The sequence below is a fragment of the Streptomyces sp. NPDC003456 genome (assembly GCF_042878735.1).
GTDB lineage: Bacteria > Actinomycetota > Actinomycetes > Streptomycetales > Streptomycetaceae > Streptomyces.
Genome location: NZ_JBIAOK010000007.1, coordinates 169771 through 191672, shown reverse-complemented (window position 1 = coordinate 191672; position 21902 = coordinate 169771). Strand labels below are relative to the sequence as shown.

Sequence of the window (21902 nt, the reverse complement as noted above, 5' to 3'; positions counted from 1 at the left end):
GGCGAGCCGACCCACCAGGCTGTGCTTCCTCAGCAGCCTGCTCTGGAATCCGTGAGAGCAGACACCCCTGGGAGCAGGGACGAAACGGCTCACGGACACCCCGCCGGTGTGCGGGGCACCGGCAGGGAACCTGGGCGAGGGGAGACCGGCGGGCGCGGCACCGCAGCCCGTCGGCGTCACGCCGGAAGCGCCGTTCCCACGGCGCGTACGGCAGAGACCGGGAGCGGTGACGCTCCCCCTTCGGACCTCGGCACGCGGCCGTACTCGGGCGGCGCCGGTGCGGGCAGGGTCCTCGTCCTGTCCCGGGAGGGCCTGCCGCTCATGCCCTGCCATCCCGCCCGCGCGCGGGAACTGCTGCGCAGGGGACGGGCCGTCGTGGTGCGTCATGTCCCCTTTGTGATCCGGCTGACGGACCGCCGTCACGCCGGCTCGGTGGTCGAGGGAGTGCAGTTGCGCATCGACCCCGGCTCGAAGGGCACGGGTCTCGTGCTCACCGACGGGAAGAGCGAGCGGGGAGATCACGGCGGCACGGTCACGGTCCGGCGGGGACTGGTGGCCGTCGAGTTGCGGCATCGGGGCGACCGCATCCGCGCAGCGATGAGGCAACGCGCGGCCTACCGGCGTCGCAGACGCAGGGCGAACCTCCGGTACCGCGCGCCGCGGCCGCACAACCGCGTTCGGCGGGCGGGCCTCTTGCCGCCCTCCCTGCGCCACCGGGTGGAGACGACCTTCTCGCTGGCCCACCGGCTGTGCGCATGGGCGCCCGTCACGGAGATCCACATGGAGCGCGCCGTATTCGACACCCGTTCGCCCGGTGCGGGCGGAGAGCCGATCGGCCCGGAGCCCGAGCACGGAGCCCCGACCGGAACCACGGTGCGGACCCGGCTGCGGGCAGCGTGGGACGGTGCATGCGCCTACTGCGGCAGGACAGGGGTCCCCCTCAACGTCGAGCACGTCCGGCCCCGCAGCCGAGGGGGTTCCCACCGGCGGTCCAACCTCGTCCTCGCCTGCGTTCCGTGCAACAAGGCCAAGGGCGCTTCACCGGTGCGGCGCTTCCTGGCGCACCGTCCCGAGCGTCTCGCGCTGCTCCCGCTCCGGCCCGGTGCACCGACCGAGCATGCCGCCGTCATGAACGCCACGCAGCGACAGCTCGTCGCGGCCCTGTCCTCCCTGGGCAGACCCGTGAAGACGTGGACCGGCAGGCTCACCAGCCGCAACCGCGTCGCCATGGGGCTGGACAAGACGCACACGTGGGACGCGCTGTGCGTGGGGCCTCTGGATCCCGCTTCCGGGGAGCGGGTCGTGAGGTTCCCCCGGCAGGTGCTGACGGCTTCGTCGACCGGCCGCGGCTCCTACGCCCGGACGACACCGGACAGGTACGGCTTCCCGCGTCTGCTGCGGACCCGCACCAAACAGCACTTCGGATACGTCACCGGTGACCTCGTGCGGGCCGTCCTGCCAGCCGGCGCCCGGGCCGGGACCTGGACCGGGCGGGTCTCGGTCCGGGCCAGGGGACAGCACAGGGTCAGTACGCCCACGGGACCGGTCGACGTCTCCCACCTGCACCTTCTCCTGCTTCAGCGGGGTGACGGATACGCCTGGGGACTGCGGTGCGAAGCCGTCGGGTCAATCTCTCGGAAAATGGGTTGATCGGTCGCCGAGCGGTTCCTAATGTGTGGCTCACACCGAAAGGAGGTGATCCGGAGAATGTATGAATCCCGGACGCGTGAGGTGGCTGCGGGCTAGCGGCTCGTCACCACACTCAGTGCGGTGCCGGACCAGCGCGTGAGCGAAGCGCGCAGCCGGCCCAATCTCAGGCAGTCACCCGACCCGCGAGTCGCCGGTACGTCCGGCCGGCTCCTCCACTGGAGGAACCAGACTCGCGGGTCGTCTGCGTTCTCGCAGTCGGCGGTGTGCGCAGAGTTCTAGGTGTTCGCGGGGTTCGCGGGGGGGTGATCGTGACCGGTGCGTGGCGTTCCGATCGGGTCGGCAGTGCGCTGCGGGGGGAGAATCCCACGGTGCTGCGCAGGCTGGAGGCCGGGTTCGCGGTGATCGGGGACGTGCAGTTCCTGCCGGGCTACTCGGTGCTGCTGACCGACGATCCGGCGGTGCAGCGGCTGTCGGAGCTGCCGCGCGGCAGGCGTCTGGAGTTCCTGGAGGGCATGGACCGGCTCGGGGAGGCCGTCGAGCGGGCCTGCCGGCGGCTGGAGCCGGGGTTCCGGCGGGTCAATCTGGAGATCCTGGGGAACACCGACCCGTTCCTGCACGCGCATGTGTGGCCGCGCTACGACTGGGAGCCGGCGGATCTGGTACGGCGGCCCGTGTGGCTGTATCCGCGGCGGATGTGGCGCGAGGAGGGTTACGCGCTCGGGGAGCGGCACGGGGCGCTGCGGGCCGCTGTCGGTGAGGAGCTGGACGTGCTGTCGGGGCGGGGCAGGGGTGCGGCCCCACCCGGGGAGCGGATGGGGCCGTGAGGGGGGAGCGGGGCCGGGGTCAGTGGGCGATGTCGCCGTAGCCCTCGATCTCGCGCGGGTTGCGGCTGCCGGGGCCGACGTACCGGGCCGAGGGGCGGACCAGGCGGCCGGTGCGCTTCTGCTCCAGGATGTGGGCGGACCAGCCGGCCGTGCGGGCGCAGGTGAACATGGAGGTGAACATGTGCGCGGGGACCTCGGCGAAGTCCAGGACGATGGCGGCCCAGAACTCGACGTTGGTGGCGAGGACGCGGTCGGGGCGGCGGGCGTGGAGTTCGGCCAGGGCCGCTTTCTCCAGGGCTTCGGCGACCTCGAAGCGGGGGGCGCCCAGTTCGCGGGCGGTGCGGCGCAGGACGCGGGCGCGGGGGTCCTCGGCGCGGTAGACGCGGTGGCCGAAGCCCATGAGGCGTTCGCCCTTGTCGAGCGCGTTCTTCACGTAGGCCTCGGCGTCGCCGGTGCGTTCGATCTCCTCGATCATGCCGAGGACGCGGGAGGGGGCGCCGCCGTGGAGGGGGCCGGACATGGCGCCCACGGCGCCGGACAGGGCGGCCGCCACGTCGGCGCCGGTGGAGGCGATGACGCGGGCGGTGAAGGTGGAGGCGTTCATGCCGTGCTCGGCGGCGCTGGTCCAGTAGGCGTCGACGGCCGCGACGTGCTTGGGGTCGGGCTCGCCGCGCCAGCGGATCATGAAGCGTTCGACGACGGACTGGGCCTTGTCGATCTCGCTCTGCGGGACCATGGGCAGGCCCTGGCCGCGGGCGGACTGGGCGACGTAGGACAGGGCCATGACGGCGGCGCGGGCGAGGTCCTCGCGGGCCTGTTCGGCGTCGATGTCGAGGAGGGGTTTGAGGCCCCAGACGGGCGCGAGCATGGCCAGCGCGGACTGGACGTCGACGCGGATGTCGCCGGAGTGGACGGGGATGGGGAAGGGTTCGGCGGGCGGCAGGCCGGGGTTGAAGGCGCCGTCGACGAGCAGGCCCCAGACGTTGCCGAAGGAGACGTGGCCGACGAGGTCCTCGATGTCGACGCCCCGGTAGCGGAGGGCGCCGCCCTCCTTGTCCGGCTCGGCGATCTCCGTCTCGAACGCGACGACTCCTTCGAGTCCGGGTACGAAGTCGGACATCAGGCGGCTCCTCGTGGTGTGAGTGACAGCTGGTGCGTTGCGGGGTGGGCCGAACGCATCGTGTCGGTCGGCCGGCGAGCGGCTGGCCGTCCGACGGATCCGCGGTCGTCTGCGGCGACTCGCGGTCCTGGCCGGTTGGTTTTTCTGTGATGCCCCGTGCGGTCGGCGGTCATCCCACAGCAACGGCACGGAAACGATATCCCCGGGTGTCACGATTGGGGAGGGGTCGCGGCACTGAGTGCCATGCAGTGACGAAGGACACCGTCCGTACGGCAAGATGACCGGGTGACCGACCGCGATGCCGTCCCCTTCGATCTGGCCTCGATGCGCAAGCACTACCGGGCCGACGGGCTTGCCGAGAGCGAGCTGGCCGCGAGCCCCGTGGAGCAGTTCGCGCGGTGGTTCCAGCAGGCCGCGACCGACGGCGGGCTGTTCGAGCCGAACGCGATGGTGGTCTCGACGGCCGATGCGCAGGGGCGGCCCAGTTCCCGGACGGTGCTGCTGAAGCACTTCGACGAGCAGGGGTTCGTCTTCTACACGAACTACGACTCCCGCAAGGCGCGTGACCTGGCGGGGAACCCGTACGTCTCGCTGCTGTTCCCCTGGCATCCGATGGCGCGGCAGGTGATCGTGTCCGGGGTGGCGCGGCGGACCGGGCGGGACGAGACGGCGGCGTACTTCCGGAGCCGGCCGCACGGTTCCCAGCTGGGGGCGTGGGCGAGTGCCCAGTCGTCGGTGGTGTCGACCCGGGCGGACATCGACGCGGCGTACGCGGAGCTGGCGGCGCGCTATCCGGAGGGCGAGCAGGTGCCGGTGCCGCCGCACTGGGGCGGTTTCCGGGTGGCGCCGCAGTCGGTGGAGTTCTGGCAGGGGCGGGAGAACCGCCTGCACGACCGCCTGCGGTACGTGGAGCAGCCGGACGGCAGCTGGCGGGTGGAGCGCCTGAGCCCCTGAGGGCGGTGGCCATCGCGTCCGGCGGCGGGGCCCGGCGGCAGGCCCGGGTGTCCGCGGCCGGTGGTAGAGGCTTTCAGGCCGGTGGTCGGGCTCTCAGCTCAGGGCGCGGTCCAGGAGGGCGGCCCATTGGGTGACCACCCGTTCGCGGCGGGCCGTGTCGTCCGTGAGGAGGTTGGCGAGGCCCAGGCCCCGGGCCATGTCCAGCAAGCCCTGGACCGTTTCGCGGACGCCGGGGGCGGACTCGTCCGCGGCGAGGAGTTCGACGGCTATGCGGTGGGTCTCGCGGCCGACGCGGGATTCGAGTTCGGTGACGCGGGGGCGCAGCTGGTCCTCGTCGGAGGCGGCGACCCACAGGTGGAGCGCCGCGCGGAAGAGGGGCCCGGTGTAGAGGTCGACCAGGGCGGCGACGACGGCGCGGCGGTCGCCGGCGGCGCCCTCGGGGAAGAGGGCGCGCAGGGCGGTGGAGCGTTCCTCGGCGACGTACTCGACGGCTGCGGTGAAGAGGTCCTCGCGGGTCGGGAAGTGGTGCTGGGCGGCGCCGCGGGAGACGCCGGCGCGTTCGGCGACCACGGAGACGGTGGAGCCCGCCCAGCCGTGTTCGGCGAGGCAGGCCACGGCGGCCTCCAGGAGCCGCTGCCGGGTGGCCCGGCTGCGGTCCTGCTTGGGGACTCTCTCCGCACGGTCGACCGCGCTCACACCACCCATGCCGGATCCCGTCGTTCGAGGAAGGCCGTCATCCCCTCGCGTGCCTGTGCGGAGGAGAACAGCCGGGCCGAGAGCGCGGTGAGGTGTTCCGCGTCCCGGTCGAAGGCTTCCAGCACCCTAGCCGTGAGCAGCCGTTTCGTCTCGGCCAGGGCGTCGGGGGCGGCCTTGCGCAGGCCGTCGAGCAGGGGGGTGAGGGCCGTGTCGACGTCGTCGGCGTGGGTGGTGAGCAGGCCGGCCGCGGTCGCTTGGGCGGCGTCGAAGCGTTCGCCGGTGAGGTAGTGGCGGGACAGGGCGCGCGGGTCGGCGCGGGGCAGGAGCGGCAGGGAGATGACGGCGGGGGCGACGCCGATGCGGACCTCGGTGAAGGCGAAGGTGGCGGTGGTGGCGGCGACGGCGATGTCGCAGGCGGCCAGGAGGCCGAGGCCGCCCGCGCGGACGTGTCCGGTGACGCGGGCGACGACGGGTTTGGGCAGTGCGACGATCTGGCGCAGGAGGGCGACGAGGGTCTCCGGGCGCGGGGGGTCCTTGAGGTCGGCGCCGGCGCTGAAGGTGTTGCCGGTGTGGGTGAGGACGACCGCGCGGACGGCGCTGTCCTTTCCGGCGGCGGTGAGGGCGTCGGCGAGTTCGGTGACGAGGGCCGCGGACAGGGCGTTGCGGTTGGCCGGTGAGTCGAGGGTCAGGGTGTCCACGGCGCGGGTGCGGGTGCGGGTCACGAGGGTCATGTGCGCTCCCTGAGGCGGCGTCGCAGGATCTTGCCGGAGGCGGCGCGGGGGATGCCGGCGGTGAAGGTGACGCGGCGTATCCGTTTGTAGGGGGCGACGCGTTCGGCGACGTACATCATGACGTCCGCTTCGGTGAGGGCGGCGGACGGCTGGCGGACGACGTGGGCGTGCGGGGTCTCGTTGCCGTCGTCGTCGTAGGTGCCGATGACGGCGGCGTCGGCGATGCCGGGGTGGGTGAGGAGGAGGGCTTCGAGTTCGGCGGGGGCCACCTGGAAGCCCTTGTACTTGATGAGTTCCTTGACGCGGTCGACGACGAACAGCCAGCCCTCCTCGTCGACGTGGCCGACGTCGCCGGTGTGCAGCCAGCCGTCGGGGTCGATCATGGCGGCGGTGGCGTCGGGGCGGCCGAGGTAGCCCTTCATGATCTGCGGTCCGCGGATGAGGATCTCGCCGGACGCGCCGGCGGGGAGGTCCTCGGCGGGGTCGTCGAGGGAGACGATGCGCATCTCGGTGCCGGCGATGAGCTTGCCGACGGTGCCGGGCGGGGCGTCGCGCATGGCGTCGAGGGGGACGACGTGCGTGCCGGGCGAGAGTTCGGTCATGCCGTAGGCCTGGCCGACGGGCGGCAGGCCGAGGCGGGCGGAGCAGGCGGCGGCGAGACGGGCGTCCAGGGGCGCGGCGGCGCTGATGAGGTAGCGCAGCGACGACAGGTCGTACTGCGCGACGGCCGGGTGCTTGGCCAGGGCGAGGACGATGGGCGGGGCGACGTAGAGCGCGGTGATGCGGTGGTTCTGGATGGCCGCGAGGAACTGCTCGAGGTCGAAGCGGGGCAGGACGACGACCGTGGCGCCTTGCCGCAGGGGGGCGTTCATCAGGGCGGTGAGGCCGTAGATGTGGAAGAACGGCAGGACCGCGAGGACGCGTTCGCCGGGGCCGGCGGGGATCGCGGGGTGGAGCTGGGCGAGGTTGGTGGCGATCTGGCGGTGGGTGAGCATGACGCCCTTGGGCGTGCCGGTGGTGCCGGAGGAGTAGGGCAGGGCGGCGACGTCCTCGGCGGGGTCGATGGCGACCAGGGGCTCGGGGGCCGTGGAGGCCAGCATGTCGATCAGGGAGCGGTGGCCGGTGGCGCTGTCGCAGACGAAGATCTCCCGTACGCCGCCCGCGAGTTCGGCGGCGCGCCGGGCGGTGCCGAGCAGTGGTGAGACGGTGATGATCCAGCGGGCCGCGCAGTCCGTGAGCTGTGTGGCGAACTCCTCGGCGGTGGCGAGCGGGTGCGCGGTGGTGACGGTGGCGCCCGCGCGGGTGGCGGCGTAGAAGGCGGTCGGGAAGGCGACGGTGTTGGGGCTGTGCAGGGCGAGGACGTCGCCCTTGCGGACGCCGGCCTCGGCGAGGGCGGCGGCGACGCGCCGGTGGAAGCGGTCGACCTGCTCGTACGTGAGGGTGGTGCCGTCGGTGCCGTCGATGAGGGCGGGGGTGGCGCCGAACTCGGCGGCCCGGGCCAGGACGGCGTCGTGGATGGGCAGGTCGACGGGTGGGACGTCTGCGTACTCGCTGCGGAACATGGCGGGTTCCTCCTGGCGGCGCGAACCGTCTCAGTACGACTTGGGCAGGCCGAGGGTCTGGTGGGAGACGTAGTTGAGGATCATCTCCCGGCTGACCGGGGCGATACGGGCCACGCGCGCGGCCGTGATCAGCCGCGCCAGTCCGTACTCGCGGGTGAGGCCGGCGCCGCCGAGGGTGTGGACGGCCTGGTCGACGGCTTTGACGCAGGCTTCCGCGGCGGCGTACTTGGCCATGTTGGCGGCTTCTCCGGCGCCGGCGTCGTCGCCGGTGTCGTAGAGGTGGGCGGCCTTCTGCATCATCAGGCGGGCCAGTTCGAGGTCGATGTGCGCCTGGGCGAGGGGGTGGGCGATGGCCTGGTGGGCGCCGATGGGGGCGTTCCAGACGGTGCGGTCGCGGGCGTAGTCGACGGCCTTGGCGAGGGCGTGGCGGCCCATGCCGATGGCGAAGGCGGCGGTCATGATGCGTTCGGGGTTGAGGCCGGCGAACAGCTGGAGCAGGCCGGCGTCCTCGTCGCCGACGAGGGCGTCGGCGGGCAGGCGCACGTCGTCCAGGACGAGTTCGAACTGCTTCTCCGCGGCGTGGAGTTCCATGTCGATGGGGCGGCGGGTGAAGCCGGGGGTGTCGCGCGGGACGATGAACAGGCAGGGCTTGAGGCGTCCGGTGCGGGCGTCCTCGGTGCGGCCGACGATCAGGGTGGCGTCGGCGATGTCGACGCCGGAGATGTAGACCTTGCGGCCGGTGAGGATCCAGCCGCCGGTGTCCCGGTCGCGGCGGGCGGTGGTGGTGATGCGGTGGCTGTTGGAACCGGCGTCGGGTTCGGTGATGCCGAAGGCCATGCGGCGGGTGCCGTCGGACAGGCCGGGGAGCCACTCCTGCCGCTGGGCGTCGGTGCCGAAGCGGGCGATGACCGTGCCGCAGATGGCCGGTGAGACCACCAGCATGAGCAGGGGGCAGCCGGCGGCGCCGAGTTCTTCGAGGACGATGGAGAGTTCGGAGATGCCGCCGCCGCCACCGCCGTGCGCCTCGGGCAGGTTGACGCCCAGGTAGCCGAGTTTGCCTGCCTCCGACCAGAGGTGGGTGGGGTCGCTTCCGGGGCCGTGGCGCTTGCCGAGGGCGGCGACGGCTTCTCGGAGCGCCTTGCGGTCTTCGGTGTCCATGGGGGTCCTTTCGGTGCGGGCCGGACGGGCTTGTCGCGCAGTTCCCCGAGCTCTAAGGGGCTTCCTTCACCACGGCCAGCAGCGCGCCCGGCTCGACCTGTTGCCCCGGTGCGACGCACAGGTCGGTCAGTGTCCCTGTCACCGGGGCGGTGATCTTGTGCTGCATCTTCATCGCCTCCAGCCAGAGCAGGGGCTCGCCGGCCTTCACCGGTGTTCCTGCCGTGAGGCCGTCGGCGACGCGGACGACCGTGCCCGGCATGGGCGCCAGGAGGGAGCCGGGGGCGTGGCGGGCGGTGGGGTCGGGGAAGCGGGGCAGGGCGGTGAGGGTGGTGGTGTTGACGTAGACCTGGTCGCCGTGGCGGGCGACGTCGTAGGTGCGCTGCACGCCGTCCACGTCGAGGACGACGACGTGGGCGTCGGCGTGCACGACCCGCACGCCGTCGGCCTCCATGCCGTGCCTGCCGTGCCGGTAGTGCGCCTCGTGCTCCTCGCCGGCCATCAGGTAGCGCTTGGTCTGCGGCTGGGAGGGGACGTTGCGCCAGCCGCCGAAGCGGGAGCGGCCGTGGGCGTCGGCGAGGGCGGCGGCCAGGGGGGCGAGCGGGTCCGGGGACGGTTCGGCCAGGGCCGCGAGGTGGCGGTCGTAGAAGCCGGTGTCCATGCGGGCGGCGGTGAACTCCGGGTGGCGCAGGGAGCGGACCAGGAGGTCGCGGTTGGTGGCGGGGCCGTGGATCACGGCGCGTTCCAGAGCGGAGGCGAGCCGGCGCAGGGCCTCGGGTCGGCTGGGGGCGTGCGCCACGACCTTGGCGATCATGGGGTCGTAGTGGACGCCGATGTCGTCGCCGTCGGTGTAGCCCGTGTCCAGGCGGACGCCCTGCGGGACGGCGAGGCGGTGCAGGCGGCCCGTCTGCGGGGACCAGTCGCGGGCGGGGTCCTCGGCGTACAGGCGGGCCTCGACGGCGTGGCCGCGGGCGGTGGGCGGTTCGGCCGCCAGACGGTGGCCCTCGGCGACGCGGATCTGCTCGGCGACCAGGTCGATGCCGAACACCGCCTCGGTGACAGGGTGTTCGACCTGGAGGCGGGTGTTCATCTCCAGGAAGTGGGCGCGTGTGCCGGCGACGAGGAACTCGACGGTGCCGGCGCCCACGTAGTCGACGGCACGGGCGGCCCGTACGGCGAGGTCGGCGAGTTCCCGGCGCAGTTCGCCGGTCAGGCCGGGCGCGGGGGCCTCCTCGACGACCTTCTGGTGGCGGCGCTGCAGGGAGCAGTCGCGGGTGCCGAGCGCGTGGACGGTGCCGTGGGTGTCGGCGAGGATCTGCACCTCGACGTGGCGGCCGTTCTCCAGGTACGGCTCCACGAACACCTCGCCGTCGCCGAAGGCGGCGGCCGCTTCGGCGCGGGCGGCGGCGAGTTCGGCGTCCAGGTCCGCGAGGTGCCGCACGACGCGCATGCCGCGGCCTCCGCCGCCCGCGGCGGCCTTCACCAGCACCGGCAGGTCGGCCTCGGTGACCTCGGTGAGGGGCGCGATGCCCATGAGCTGCTTGGCGCGGGTCTTGGACGCCATGGCCTCGATGGCCTCGGGGGGCGGCCCGATCCACACCAGGCCCGCCTCCCGCACGGCCCGGGCGAAGGCGGCGTTCTCGGAGAGGAAGCCGTAGCCGGGGTGCACGGCGTCGGCGCCGGCCGCGAGGGCGGCCTTCACGATCAGCTCGCCGCGCAGATAGGTGTCGGCGGGCGTGTCCCCCGGCAGCCGTACGCTCGTGTCGGCCGTGCGCGTGTGCAGGGCCCGCGCGTCGGCGTCCGAGTGCACGGCGACGGTGCGGATGCCCAGGTCGCGGCAGGTGCGGAAGACGCGGCAGGCGATCTCGCCCCGGTTGGCGACGAGCACAGAAGTGATCACTGGGGGTTCCTCACATCCGGAAGACGCCGAAGCCGCCGCGCGCGCCCTCGTAGGGGGCGGTGTGGATCGCGGACAGGCACAGGCCGAGGACGGTGCGGGTGTCGCGGGGGTCGATGACGCCGTCGTCGTAGAGCCGCCCCGACAGGAACATCGGCAGCGACTCGGACTCGATCTGCTGCTCCACCATGGCGCGCAGCGCCGCGTCGGCCTCCTCGTCGTAGGGCCGGCCCTTGGCGGCGGCCGACTGGCGGGCGACGATCGACAGGACGCCCGCGAGCTGCTGCGGGCCCATGACGGCCGACTTGGCGCTGGGCCAGGCGAACAGGAAGCGCGGGTCGTAGGCGCGGCCGCACATGCCGTAGTGCCCGGCGCCGTAGGAGGCGCCCATCAGGACCGACAGGTGGGGGACCTTCGAGTTGCTGACGGCGTTGATCATCATGGCGCCGTGCTTGATGATGCCGCCCTGCTCGTACTCCTTGCCGACCATGTAGCCGGTGGTGTTGTGCAGGAAGAGCAGCGGGATGTCGCGCTGGTTGGCGAGCTGGATGAACTGGGCGGCCTTCTGCGACTCCTCGCTGAACAGCACGCCTCGGGCGTTGGCGAGGATGCCGACCGGATAGCCGTGCAGGGCGGCCCAGCCGGTGGTCAGGCTGGTGCCGTACAGCGGCTTGAACTCGTCGAAGTCGGAGGCGTCGACGATGCGGGCGATGACCTCGCGCGGGTCGAAGGGGGTCTTCAGGTCGCCGGGGACGATGCCGAGGAGTTCCTCGGCGTCGTGGGCGGGCGGTTCGGCCGGGCCCGGATCCCCGTACGCCTTGCGGTGGTTGAGGCGGGCGACCACGCGCCGGGCCTGCCGCAGGGCGTCGGGCTCGTCGACGGCGAAGTAGTCGGCCAGGCCCGACACGCGCGCGTGCATGGCGGCGCCGCCGAGGGACTCGTCGTCGCTCTCCTCGCCGGTCGCCATCTTCACCAGCGGCGGGCCGCCGAGGAACACCTTCGCGCGCTTCTCGACCATGATGACGTGGTCGGACATGCCGGGGACGTAGGCGCCGCCCGCGGTGGAGTTGCCGAAGACGACCGCGACGGTGGGGATGCCGGCGGCGGACAGCCGGGTCAGGTCGCGGAAGATGGCGCCGCCGGGGATGAAGATCTCCTTCTGGGACGGCAGGTCGGCGCCGCCGGACTCCACCAGGCTGATCACGGGCAGCCGGTTGGCGAGGGCGATGTCGTTGGCGCGCAGGGCCTTCTTCAGCGACCAGGGGTTGCTCGCACCGCCGCGCACGGTCGGGTCGTTGGCGGTGATCAGGCACTCGACGCCCTCGACGACGCCGATGCCGGTGACGAGGGACGCGCCGACGGTGTGGTCGCTGCCCCAGGCGGCCAGCGGGGACAGTTCCAGGAAGGGCGTGTCGGGGTCGAGGAGCAGTTCGACGCGTTCGCGGGCGAGGAGTTTGCCGCGCCCGCGGTGCCGTGCGACGTACTTCTCGCCGCCGCCCGCGAGGGCCTTGGCGTGTTCGGCGTCGAGCGCGGCGAGCTTGTCGAGCATCGCCTCGCGGGCGGCTTTGAACTCGGGGCTGCCGGGGTCGAGCGCGGAGGTCAGGACGGTCACAGCAGGGCCTCCGGTATCTCCAGGTGGCGGGAGCGCAGCCATTCGCCGAGGGCCTTGGCCTGCGGGTCGAAGCGGTGCTGCGCGGCGACGCCGGCGCCGAGGATCCCCTCGACGACGAAGTTCACGGCGCGCAGGGCCGGCAGCACGTGCCGTCGGACGGTCAGTGCGCGGCTCTCGGGGATCAGCTCCCGGAAGCGGTCGGCGGTCAGTTCGTGGGCGAGCCAGCGCCACGCCTCGTCGCTGCGGACCCACACGCCGACGTTGGCGTCGCCCCCTTTGTCGCCGCTGCGGGCCCCGGCGACCAGCCCCAGCGGGGCCCGGCGGCACGGCCCGGGCGGCAGCGGCTCGGGCAGCGCGGGCTCCGGTACGGGTTCGAGGGCCCGGGTGTCCTGCGGGGGCGGCACGCTGATCCGGCGCCCGTCATGGAGGACGCCCACATGGTCGACGGCCCCATGGGGGACGTACACATCCTCGAACACCCCATAGGGCGACCCCTTCGAGGGGGGCGCCAGCACATGGAAGCCGGGGTAGCTCGCCAGGGCCAGCTCCACCGCGGCCCCGCTCAGGGCCCGCCCCACGGCCTGCTGGTCGGGGTCCCGGACGACGAGCCGCAGCAGGGCGCTGGCGGTCTCCTCCGTGCCGGCGTCGGGATGGTCGGTGCGCGCGAGTTCCCAGCGGGCCTCGGCGACCTTGCCCAGGGCGGGTTCCAGCTGCTCCCGGACCAGGGCCGCCTTGGCCTCGACGTCCAGCCCGGTGAGCACGAAGACGACCTCGTTGCGGAAGCCGCCGAGCCGGTTGCGCCCGACCTTGAGGGTGGGCGGCGGTGCCTCCCCGCGCACGCCCTCGATCCGCACCCGGTCGGGCCCGTCGGGGCTGAGCCGGACCGTGTCCAGCCGGGCGGTGACGTCGGGCCCCGCGTACCGGGCGCCCGCCGTCTCGTACAGCAGCTGGGCCGTGACCGTGCCGACGTCGACGAAGCCGCCGGTGCCGGGGTGCTTGGTGACGACGCAGCCGCCGTCCTCGTGCAGCTCGGCGAGCGGGAAGCCGGGGCGGCGGACGTCGCCGTCGCGGAAGAAGGCGTAGTTGCCGCCGGTGGCCTGGGTGCCGCACTCCAGCACGTGCCCGGCGACCACGGCCCCGGCCAGCCGGTCGTACTGGCCGGGCTGCCAGCCGAAGTGGGCGGCGGCGGGCCCGGTGACCAGGGCCGCGTCCGTGACCCGCCCGGTGACGACGACGTCGGCGCCCTCCCGCAGGCAGGCCGCGATGCCGAAGCCGCCGAGGTAGGCGTGGGCGGCGAGGCTCCTCGGGTGGGCCGCGGTCAGGTCGTCGCCCTCGACATGGGCGACCCGCACGGGCAGTCCCAGCCGCGCGGCCAGCGTCCGTACGGCGTCGGCGAGTCCGGCCGGGTTGAGGCCGCCCGCGTTGGCAACGATCCGCACGCCCCGCTCGTGGGCGAGCCCCAGGCACTCCTCCAGCTGCCGCAGGAAGGTGCGGGCGTATCCCGCGGCCGGGTCCTTCAGCCGGTCGCGGCCGAGGATCAGCATGGTCAGCTCGGCGAGGTAGTCGCCGGTGAGGACGTCCAGTTCGCCGCCGGTGAGCATCTCGCGCATGGCGTCGAAGCGGTCGCCATAGAAGCCGGAGGCGTTGCCGATGCGCAGGACCGTCACGGTGCGGCCCCCTCACCGGCGCCCGGGGCGGTTCCAGGCTCCCGGCCCGTCACGATCCGGCCCCCTTCGGCGGGCGCCCGCCGCCCGGTGGTCCCGCGAACGCCTGCGCGATGTCCAGCCAGCGGTCGGCGTCCGGGCCGTCGGCCCGCAGGGCCAGGTCGCCGCGGTGGGCGCGCTGGGTGACCAGCAGGCAGAAGTCGACGGCGGGCCCGGTGACGCGCTGCGGGGCGTCCTCGGGGCCGTACGCCCACAGGTCGCCGGAGGGCGCGAGGAGTTCGACGCGGAAGGGTGCGGCGGGCGGGGTCAGTCCGTGGGCGCCGTAGGCGAAGTCGCGGGTCCGCACCCCGAGCCAGGCCACATGCCGCAGCCGGTCGGTGGGTGGGCGCGCCACACCCAGGGCGTCGGCCACGTCCTGCCCGTGGGCCCAGGTCTCCATGAGCCGGGCCGTCGCCATGGAGGCGGCCGACATGGGCGGCCCGTACCAGGGGAAGCGCGCCTTGGCCGGGGCGGCCCGCAGGGCCCGTTCCAGGTCCGTGCGCCCCTCGCGCCAGCGGGTGAGCAGCTCGGCCGGCGGGAGCGCGGCGCCCTGCTCGGCGCCCTCGTCGACGAAGGAGCCGGGGGCCGCGAGCGCCTTCTCGACCAGGGCGTGGAAGGCGCCGGGGTCCGTGACGGCGAGCAGGGCCGAGTGGTCGGTCCAGGCGAGGTGGGCGATCTGGTGGGCCACGGTCCAGCCGGGGGCGGGCGTCGCGAGCGCCCAGCGCAGCGGGGTCAGCCCGGCGACGAGCGCGTCCAGTTCCTCGCTCTCCTCGCGCAGGTCGTCGATCACCGACGTCGGATCGGACACGGGCGCTCCCTCGGGACACGGCGGTGTGCGGGGTGGTGCGGCGTGCTGAGGAGCATGGCAGCGGCCCGAGAAACAATCAAGCGTGCTTGCATGAAATTCTTCCCGGGCTCGCGCTCCACCGCCGGGCCCGGGAGCACGCCGACGCCACGATCGCGGACCTGCCACTGGACGCCCCCGGACGCGTCCCTGGTGGCCGCCCGAGCGGTGCCGGATCACGCCGCACCACGTCCTGGTCACCGACCCAAAACCGGCCCGGACGGCGAGGCGGCCCGCAGGCCCCACGGCCCGAGCGCCCCAGGGCCCGAACGCCCCACGGCCGCGACGCCCGGCGGCACGGCGGCGGCCGGGCGGGGCGTCGGAGGGGGGGCGGGTCCTAGCCCTCCAGCGCCGTGCTCTCCAGCGCCGCCCTCTTCTTGCGGCCGCGGCCCACCTGGGTGCGGACCGCGCCCATGCTCGCCGCGATGACGAGGGCGATCGCGGCGGCCTCGGGCGCACTGAGGGCCTGGTCGAGGACGAGGAAGCCCGCCGCCGCGGCGAGCGCCGGTTCGAGGCTCATCAGGATCGCGAAGGTCGAGGCGGGCAGGCGGCGCAGGGCGAGCAGTTCGAGGGTGTACGGCAGGACGGAGGAGAGCAGGGCGACGGCCGCGCCCAGGCCCAGGGTCACCGGGTCGAACAGCTTCGCACCGGACTCGGCGAGGCCCAGGGGCAGGAAGAGCACCGCCCCGACCGCCATCGCCAGGGCGAGACCGTCGGCCTGGGGGAAACGGCGGCCCGTACGGGCGCTGAAGACGATGTAGGCGGCCCACATGGCTCCGGCCCCCAGGGCGAAGGCCGCTCCCGTGGGGTCGAGGCCGCTGAAGCCGCCGCCGCCGAGGAGGAAGACACCGGCGAGCGCGAGGGCCGCCCAGACGACGTTGATCGCCCGCCGGGAGGCCACGACCGACAGGGCGAGGGGGCCGAGGACCTCCAGGGTGACGGCGGGGCCCAGCGGGATGCGCGCGACGGCCTGGTAGAAGAGGCCGTTCATGGCGGCCATGGTGACGCCGAAGGCGACCACGGTGCCCCAGTCGGCACGGGAGTGGCCCCGCAGCCGCGGCCGGCAGACCAGCAGCAGGACGACCGCCGCCACCAGCAGGCGCAGCGCCACGACCCCGAGGGCTCCGGCCCTCGGCATCAGCGTCACCGCGACCGCGGCGCCGAACTGCACGGAGACCCCGCCCGCCAGCACCAGGCCCACGGGCCCGAGCGAGCCGAAGCGGCCGGGGCCGGCCGGCGGGGAGCCGGCGGCACCGGTCGCGGACTGGGGTGGGGCGGTGGTCTCCGGCGTGGTCACGGGCGGGTCCTGTGCTCGAGGGTCGGGGTCCGGGAGGTGCGCGTGTGCGGTGCGTACACCCTGATGCACTCAACGTGCAACCAGGTGCACTGCACAGTCCAGGGTAATGGACTTCGTCAGGTGCGTGAACCCCTTTTGCCTCTGTCTCGGGCTGTGAGACGTCAGCGGCGGGCGAGGTACAGGCTGAACGCCTTGTAGAGCAGGGAGTTGAGGGGGTGGTCCCACTCGCCGAGGTACTCGACGGCCTCGCCGCCCGTGCCCACCTTGAACCGGAGCAGGCCCAGCAGGGGGCTGGACTCCTCCAGGGTGTCGGTGATGCCCCGCAGGTCGTAGACGGAGGCGCCGAGTTCGTGCGCGTCGGACAGCATGCGCCACTGGACCGCGCTGCTGGGCTGGACCTCGCGGCGGCGGGCGGTGGAGGCGCCGTAGGAGTACCAGACGTGGTCGCCGACCGTCAGCATGGTGGCGGCGGCGAGCACCTCCCCGTCGTGGTGGGCGAGGTAGAGCCGCATGCGGTCGGGGTGCTCGGCGGTCAGCGCGTTCCACATGCGCTGGAAGTAGGGCAGCGGGCGCGGCAGGAACCCGTCCCGTTCGGCGGTCTCGGTGTACAGCCCGTGGAACACCGGCAGGTCGGCCAGGTCGCCGCGGACGACCTTCACCCCGGCGTTGTCGGCCTTCTTGATGTTGCGCCGCCACTGCTGGTTGAGGCCGTCGTGGATCTCCAGCAGCGACCGTCCGGCCAGCGGCACCTGGAAGACGTGGCGGGGCTGGCCGGCGGCGAAGCCGTTCTCGCCGGACGGGGTCTGCCGCCAGCCCATGTGCCGCAGGACGTCCGCGACCCGCCCGGCCCGGGTCTCGTACGAGGTGGCCCGCACGTCGCGCAGCCGCCGGGCGGCCGGGTCGGCGATGGCCGCCTTGACCGTCTCGGCGCTCCAGCGGCGCACCACGACGGGCGGGCCCATGCGCACGGCGAAGGCGCCCCGCTGCTTCAGGTACGTGAGCATCGGCTGCAGCAGGCGTTCGAGGCCCGGTTCGTGCCAGTCGAGGAGGGGGCCCTCGGGGAGGTAGGCGAAGTGGCGCGGCAGGCCGGGCAGCCGCGGTCCGGGCAGGGGGCGCAGCAGCACCAGGCCCGCGCCGACGAGCTGTCCGGACCGGTCGAACCAGCCGAGGCTCTCGGCCTGCCAGTCGGGCTTCACCTCGCCCCAGGCCGGCACCTGGGTGTGACTGGCGGAGGGACGGGCCGCGACGAACGCGAGGTGCTCTTCGCGGGTGATCGGCTGGACGCGGACGCTCATGCGCGGGCTCCTTCGAGCAGCGGCCCTCGACGGGCAGTGACTGGTCCCGCGAGCGTAGGAGCGGCCCGGGCGCTCCCCCGGCTCAGACACTCGACTCCGCCCACCAGTGGCCCGAACGCCCCACAGGCCCGGAACCGGCCCCGTTCCCCACCCGCTGCCTCAACCCCCTCCCCGCTGCCTCACCCGCTGCCTCAACCCCCTCCCCGCTGCCTCACCCCCGCCCCCGCCGGCTCGCTCACTGCCGCGGCCGCCTCGCTCCCTGCCGCGGCTGCCCCACCCGGCACCACCGGCGCCGCACGCGCCGGCTCCGGCAGCCTCACTTCCGGCCTGCCGAGTCACTCCGCGCCTTTGCCGTCGTCCTCCCCGGCGCGCGGCCCGGCCTCGTCCAGCGCCTGGGCCAGCACCTCCGCCAGGTGCCTGCCCCGCACGCCGGCCAGGTGCTCCAGCTGGGTGCGGCAGGAGAAGCCGTCCGCCAGGACCACCGCGCCGTCCGGGGCGCCGCGCACCGCGGGCAGGAGCTGTTCCTCCGCGACGGCCGCGGAGATCTCGTAGTGCCCGCGTGTGAAGCCGAAGTCGCCCGCGAGCCCGCAGCAGCCGCCGCTCAGGTCGCCGGTGAGCCCGGCCGCCCGGCGCAGCCGCCGGTCGGCGGCGTCACCCAGGACCGCGTGCTGGTGGCAGTGGGTCTGGCCCGCGACGGGCCGGTCCACGCGCGGCGGCGTCCAGCCGGGCGCGTGCCGTTGCAGTGTCTCCGCGAAGGTGAGGACCCTGGCGGCGAGGCGGGCCGCCCGCGGGTCGTCGTGCAGCAGTTCGGGCAGGTCGGTGCGCAGGGCGGCGGCGCAGCTCGGTTCCAGCACCACGACCGGCGCCGCGGTCTCCAGGACCGGTTCCATCAGGTCGAGCGTGCGCCGCATGACAGTACGGGCGCGGTCGAGCTGCCCCGTCGAGACGTACGTCAGTCCGCAGCACACCCGGCCCCGCCCGCGCAGCAGCGACAGCGGGTCCAGGGCGACCGTCCGGCCGTCGCCCACCGGCGGCCCGGCCAGGTGCACGGTCGGCGGCAGCGCCACCCGCAGCCCGGCCGCCTCCAGCACCCGCACGGCGGCCTGCCCGACGGCGGGCGAGAGGTGCTCGGTGAAGGTGTCGGGCCACAGCACCACGAGGTCCCCGCCGGTGGCGGGGCGGTGCGGGCGCCGCCGCTCCCACCAGCCGGTGAACGTCCGCCGCGCCAGCCGCGGGAGCGGCCGCTCGGGTGCGATGCCGCCCAGCCGCCGGGCCGCCCACGCGAGCGGGCGGATCCCGGACAGCGCGTTGACCAGGCGGGCGGTGCGGGTGCGCGAGACCGCCCGCAGCCACAGCGGCAGCCGGCCCAGCGCGTGGTGGGCGGCGGGGCGCCGGCGCCCGGCGTAGTGGTGGTGCAGGAACTCCGCCTTGTACATGGCCATGTCGACGCCGACCGGGCAGTCGGAGCGGCAGCCCTTGCAGGACAGGCACAGGTCCAGCGCGTCCCGCACCTCGGGCGAGCGCCAGCCGCCGGTGACCACCTCGCCCGCGAGCATCTCGTGCAGCAGCCGGGCCCGCCCGCGCGTGGAGTGCTCCTCCGCGCCGGTCACCCGGAAGGACGGGCACATCACGGCCGGGCCGGACACCGATTCCGTACGGCACTTGGCGACGCCCACGCAGCGGCGGACCGCGGCCGTGAAGTCACCGCCGTCGGCCGGGTAGCCGAAGGCGACGTCGACGGGCTCGCGGGGCAGGACGGCGAAGCGCAGGCCGGAGTCCAGGGGCGCGGGCCGGACCAGCATGCCGGGGTTGAGCAGGTCGTCCGGGTCCCAGACGCCCTTCACCCGCTCGAACAGGCCGACCAGGCCGGGCCCGTACATCCTCGGCAGCAGCTCGGCGCGGGCCTGCCCGTCGCCGTGCTCCCCGGACAGCGAGCCGCCGTGCGCGACCACCAGGTCCGCGAGTTCCTCGGAGAAGCGGCGGAAGCGGGCGACGCCGGGCCCGGTGAGCAGGTCGAAGTCGATGCGGACGTGGATGCAGCCGTCCCCGAAGTGCCCGTAGGGCGCGCCGCGCAGGCTGTGCGAGGCGAGCAGCGCCCGGAAGTCCCGCAGGTAGGCGCCCAGCCGTTCCGGCGGCACCGCGCAGTCCTCCCAGCCCGGCCAGGCCTCGGTGCCGTCCGGCATCCGGGTCGCCGTGCCGCTGGCGTCCTCCCGGATCCGCCACAGGGCCCGCTGCCCGGCCGGGTCCGTGACGATCAGCGCGTCCAGGACGTCCGCCGCCCGCACGATCCTCTCCGCACGCGCGCGTGCCTCTGCCTGCGTCGGCCCGCCGGTCTCCACGAACAGCCAGGCCCCGCCCCGCGGCAGCTCGACGGCCGACGGCACCAGGTCCGCCGCCATGCCCTCCACCGTCAGCGGGCGGTAGGGCAGCAGCCCCGCGGCGGCCTCGGCCGCCGCGCCCTCGTCGGCGTACGCCAGCACGGCCAGCGCATGCGCGCGGGGCGCCTCGACCAGGCTCACGACCGCCTTGGTGAGGACGCCGAGGGTGCCCTCGCTGCCGCAGAAGGAGCGGGCCACGTCGGCTCCCTTCTCGGGCAGCAGGGCGTCCAGCGCGTATCCGGAGATGCGGCGGGGCAGGTCCGGGAAGCCCGTGCGCAGCCGGGCCAGGTCCGCCTCCACCAGCGCCCGCAGACCGTCCGGCGCCCCGGCCCACTCCCGCCCGAGCCGCAGCCGCTCGCCGCGCGCGGTGAGGACGTCCAACTGCCGGACGCTGTCGGCGGTCGTCCCCCACGCCACCGAGTGGGAGCCGCACGAGTTGTTGCCGATCATGCCGCCGAGGGTGCAGCGGCTGTGGGTGGAGGGGTCGGGGCCGAAGCGCAGTCCGTGCGGGGCGGCGGCCTCCTGGAGCCGGTCCAGGACCAGCCCCGGCTGCACGACGGCCGTGCGCTCCCCGGGGTCCAGGGCGACCAGCCGGTTCATGTGCCGGGTGAAGTCCAGGACGACACCGGTCCCGGTGGCTTGCCCGGCGATGGACGTCCCCCCGCCCCGGGCGACGACCGGCACCCCGTGCTCCCGGCACACCGCCAGCACGGCGGCCACGTCGCCGGCGTCCACCGGGGCCACGACCCCCAGCGGCACCCGCCGGTAGTTGGACGCGTCCATGGTCACCAGCGCCCGGGCCCCGGCCCCGAAGGCGACCTCGCCCCGGACGGCCGCCCGCAACGCGCCCTCCACGGCCGCCGGATCCGCGCCGCGCAGAAGATCCGTCATCCCTCCAGCATGCACGCGTCCCCGTCCGGCGCGTGGCGGGACGGCGCCGGAGGTGCCGGGTGGGCGGCAGCGGTCGGGAAGACGCCGTCCGCCCGCCGTCTCATCCGACGGACGATGTTTCGCCCGCGTTTGGTGAAACGGCTACGCTCCCCTCCGTGGCTGAGATCCGGATTCCCTCTGACATCAAGCCCGCGGACGGACGTTTCGGCGCGGGACCCTCCAAGGTGCGGACGGAGGCGCTGGACGCCCTCGCCGCCACCGGCACCTCCCTGCTGGGCACCTCCCACCGCCAAGCCCCCGTCAAGAACCTGGTCGGCCAGGTCCGCGAGGGCATCCGCGAGCTCTTCCAGCTCCCCGACGGCTACGAGGTGGTCCTCGGCAACGGCGGCTCCACCGCGTTCTGGGACATCGCGACGCACGGCCTGATCGAGAACAAGTCGCAGCACCTCAGCTTCGGCGAGTTCTCCTCCAAGTTCGCCAAGGCCGCCAAGCTCGCCCCCTGGCTGGCCGAGCCGGACGTCATCTCCGCCGACCCGGGCACGCACCCCGAGGCGGTCGCCGCGGCGGGCGTGGACGTCTACGCGTTCACCCACAACGAGACCTCCACCGGTGTCGCCATGCCGATCAAGCGCGTGGCGGGCGCCGACGAGGGCGCCCTGGTCCTCGTGGACGCCACCTCCGGCGCCGGCGGCCTGCCCGTCGACATCAGCGAGACGGACGTCTACTACTTCGCCCCGCAGAAGTCCTTCGCCTCCGACGGCGGCCTGTGGATCGGCGTGTTCTCCCCGGCCGCCATCGAGCGCGCCGAGCGCGTCCACGCCTCGGGCCGGCACGTCCCGGAGTTCTTCAGCCTCCCCACGGCGATCGACAACTCCCGCAAGAACCAGACGTACAACACCCCGGCGCTGGCCACCCTCTTCCTGCTGAACCAGCAGCTGGAGTGGATCAACGGCCAGGGCGGCCTGGACTGGGCGGTGCGCCGCACGGCCACCTCCGCGCGGACGCTGTACGGCTGGGCCGAGGACGTGAAGTTCGCCAACCCGTTCGTCACCGATCCGGCCAAGCGCTCGCAGGTCATCGGCACGATCGACTTCACGGACGAGGTCGACGCCGCCGCCGTCGCCAAGGTGCTGCGCGCCAACGGCATCGTCGACACCGAGCCGTACCGCAAGCTCGGCCGCAACCAGCTGCGGGTCGCGATGTTCCCGGCGATCGACCCGGCGGACGTCGAGGCGCTCACCCAGTGCGTCGACTACGTGATCGACAAGCTCTGACACACGCGCCCAGCGTGCG

The 21902-nt window shown here is 74.1% G+C and carries 16 protein-coding genes; 4 read left to right on the top strand and 12 right to left on the bottom strand.

Going from position 1 to position 21902, the window contains the following annotated elements; translation table 11 throughout:
* Positions 1–297: 297 nt before the first annotated feature.
* Complete coding sequence (gene iscB / locus ACFYWG_RS28290) at positions 298–1650, top strand: RNA-guided endonuclease IscB (RefSeq protein ID WP_389204186.1); 1353 nt, start codon at positions 298–300, stop codon at positions 1648–1650.
* A 308-nt stretch (positions 1651–1958) separates the two neighbouring features.
* Positions 1959–2474 carry an HIT family protein gene (locus tag ACFYWG_RS28285; protein WP_389204076.1) on the top strand — a complete coding sequence of 172 codons (516 nt, stop codon included), beginning with the start codon at positions 1959–1961 and terminating at the stop codon, positions 2472–2474.
* 19 nt (positions 2475–2493) lie between these two features.
* On the opposite strand, the gene ACFYWG_RS28280 is transcribed toward ACFYWG_RS28285, so the two are convergent.
* On the bottom strand, positions 2494–3594 hold the full coding sequence (locus ACFYWG_RS28280) for a citrate synthase 2 (RefSeq protein WP_383501952.1): 1101 nt from the start codon (positions 3592–3594) through the stop codon (positions 2494–2496).
* A gap of 285 nt (positions 3595–3879) precedes the next feature.
* Here ACFYWG_RS28280 and pdxH point away from each other — a divergent pair, with 285 nt between their 5' ends.
* A complete protein-coding gene (gene pdxH, locus ACFYWG_RS28275) occupies positions 3880–4548 on the top strand; it encodes a pyridoxamine 5'-phosphate oxidase (RefSeq protein ID WP_383501955.1) in 669 nt (222 codons plus the stop codon).
* 93 nt (positions 4549–4641) lie between these two features.
* Here pdxH and ACFYWG_RS28270 read toward each other — a convergent pair whose 3' ends face one another.
* The 11 genes from ACFYWG_RS28270 to ACFYWG_RS28220 form a co-directional block, all read right to left on the bottom strand.
* The gene (locus ACFYWG_RS28270; protein WP_376326931.1) at positions 4642–5253 is read right to left on the bottom strand and encodes a TetR/AcrR family transcriptional regulator; all 612 of its coding nucleotides are present in this window, start codon (positions 5251–5253) and stop codon (positions 4642–4644) included.
* On the bottom strand, positions 5241–5975 hold the full coding sequence (locus ACFYWG_RS28265) for an enoyl-CoA hydratase family protein (protein ID WP_385412521.1): 735 nt from the start codon (positions 5973–5975) through the stop codon (positions 5241–5243). Before ACFYWG_RS28265 ends, ACFYWG_RS28270 begins: the two co-directional genes overlap by 13 nt.
* Positions 5972–7537: a 4-coumarate--CoA ligase family protein gene (locus ACFYWG_RS28260; protein WP_385412523.1), complete on the bottom strand. Its 1566-nt coding sequence runs from the start codon at positions 7535–7537 to the stop codon at positions 5972–5974. The genes ACFYWG_RS28265 and ACFYWG_RS28260 overlap by 4 nt, the downstream gene beginning before the upstream one ends.
* Positions 7538–7567: 30 nt before the next feature.
* Positions 7568–8695 (bottom strand): acyl-CoA dehydrogenase family protein, encoded by a 1128-nt coding sequence (locus ACFYWG_RS28255; protein ID WP_385412526.1) that lies wholly within the window; start codon positions 8693–8695, stop codon positions 7568–7570.
* Between the two features lie 52 nt (positions 8696–8747).
* The gene (locus ACFYWG_RS28250) at positions 8748–10592 is read right to left on the bottom strand and encodes an acetyl/propionyl/methylcrotonyl-CoA carboxylase subunit alpha (protein ID WP_389204075.1); all 1845 of its coding nucleotides are present in this window, start codon (positions 10590–10592) and stop codon (positions 8748–8750) included.
* Between the two features lie 10 nt (positions 10593–10602).
* The gene (locus ACFYWG_RS28245; RefSeq protein ID WP_383501970.1) at positions 10603–12201 is read right to left on the bottom strand and encodes an acyl-CoA carboxylase subunit beta; all 1599 of its coding nucleotides are present in this window, start codon (positions 12199–12201) and stop codon (positions 10603–10605) included.
* Positions 12198–13868 carry an acyclic terpene utilization AtuA family protein gene (locus ACFYWG_RS28240; RefSeq protein WP_389204074.1) on the bottom strand — a complete coding sequence of 557 codons (1671 nt, stop codon included), beginning with the start codon at positions 13866–13868 and terminating at the stop codon, positions 12198–12200. Before ACFYWG_RS28240 ends, ACFYWG_RS28245 begins: the two co-directional genes overlap by 4 nt.
* Before the next feature lie 49 nt (positions 13869–13917).
* Complete coding sequence (locus ACFYWG_RS28235) at positions 13918–14712, bottom strand: TIGR03084 family metal-binding protein (RefSeq protein WP_389204073.1); 795 nt, start codon at positions 14710–14712, stop codon at positions 13918–13920.
* 373 nt (positions 14713–15085) lie between these two features.
* Positions 15086–16045 carry a DMT family transporter gene (locus tag ACFYWG_RS28230; protein ID WP_376326945.1) on the bottom strand — a complete coding sequence of 320 codons (960 nt, stop codon included), beginning with the start codon at positions 16043–16045 and terminating at the stop codon, positions 15086–15088.
* A gap of 161 nt (positions 16046–16206) precedes the next feature.
* Positions 16207–17340: a lipid II:glycine glycyltransferase FemX gene (locus tag ACFYWG_RS28225; RefSeq protein ID WP_389204072.1), complete on the bottom strand. Its 1134-nt coding sequence runs from the start codon at positions 17338–17340 to the stop codon at positions 16207–16209.
* 335 nt (positions 17341–17675) lie between these two features.
* Positions 17676–20609 (bottom strand): FAD-binding and (Fe-S)-binding domain-containing protein, encoded by a 2934-nt coding sequence (locus ACFYWG_RS28220; RefSeq protein WP_389204071.1) that lies wholly within the window; start codon positions 20607–20609, stop codon positions 17676–17678.
* Positions 20610–20764: 155 nt separating this feature from the next.
* Between ACFYWG_RS28220 and serC the strand changes: the two genes are divergently transcribed.
* Positions 20765–21883 (top strand): phosphoserine transaminase, encoded by a 1119-nt coding sequence (gene serC / locus ACFYWG_RS28215; RefSeq protein WP_385412544.1) that lies wholly within the window; start codon positions 20765–20767, stop codon positions 21881–21883.
* Positions 21884–21902 lie beyond the last annotated feature (19 nt).

Bases quoted from the DNA above. Each gene is read 5' to 3' on its own strand.
- ACFYWG_RS28280 (WP_383501952.1), bottom strand. From the start codon at position 3,594: ATGTCCGACTTCGTACCCGGACTCGAAGGAGTCGTCGCGTTCGAGACG.
- ACFYWG_RS28270 (WP_376326931.1), bottom strand. From the start codon at position 5,253: ATGGGTGGTGTGAGCGCGGTCGACCGTGCGGAGAGAGTCCCCAAGCAG.
- ACFYWG_RS28265 (WP_385412521.1), bottom strand. From the start codon at position 5,975: ATGACCCTCGTGACCCGCACCCGCACCCGCGCCGTGGACACCCTGACC.
- ACFYWG_RS28260 (WP_385412523.1), bottom strand. From the start codon at position 7,537: ATGTTCCGCAGCGAGTACGCAGACGTCCCACCCGTCGACCTGCCCATC.
- ACFYWG_RS28255 (WP_385412526.1), bottom strand. From the start codon at position 8,695: ATGGACACCGAAGACCGCAAGGCGCTCCGAGAAGCCGTCGCCGCCCTC.
- ACFYWG_RS28225 (WP_389204072.1), bottom strand. From the start codon at position 17,340: ATGAGCGTCCGCGTCCAGCCGATCACCCGCGAAGAGCACCTCGCGTTC.
- ACFYWG_RS28220 (WP_389204071.1), bottom strand. From the start codon at position 20,609: ATGACGGATCTTCTGCGCGGCGCGGATCCGGCGGCCGTGGAGGGCGCG.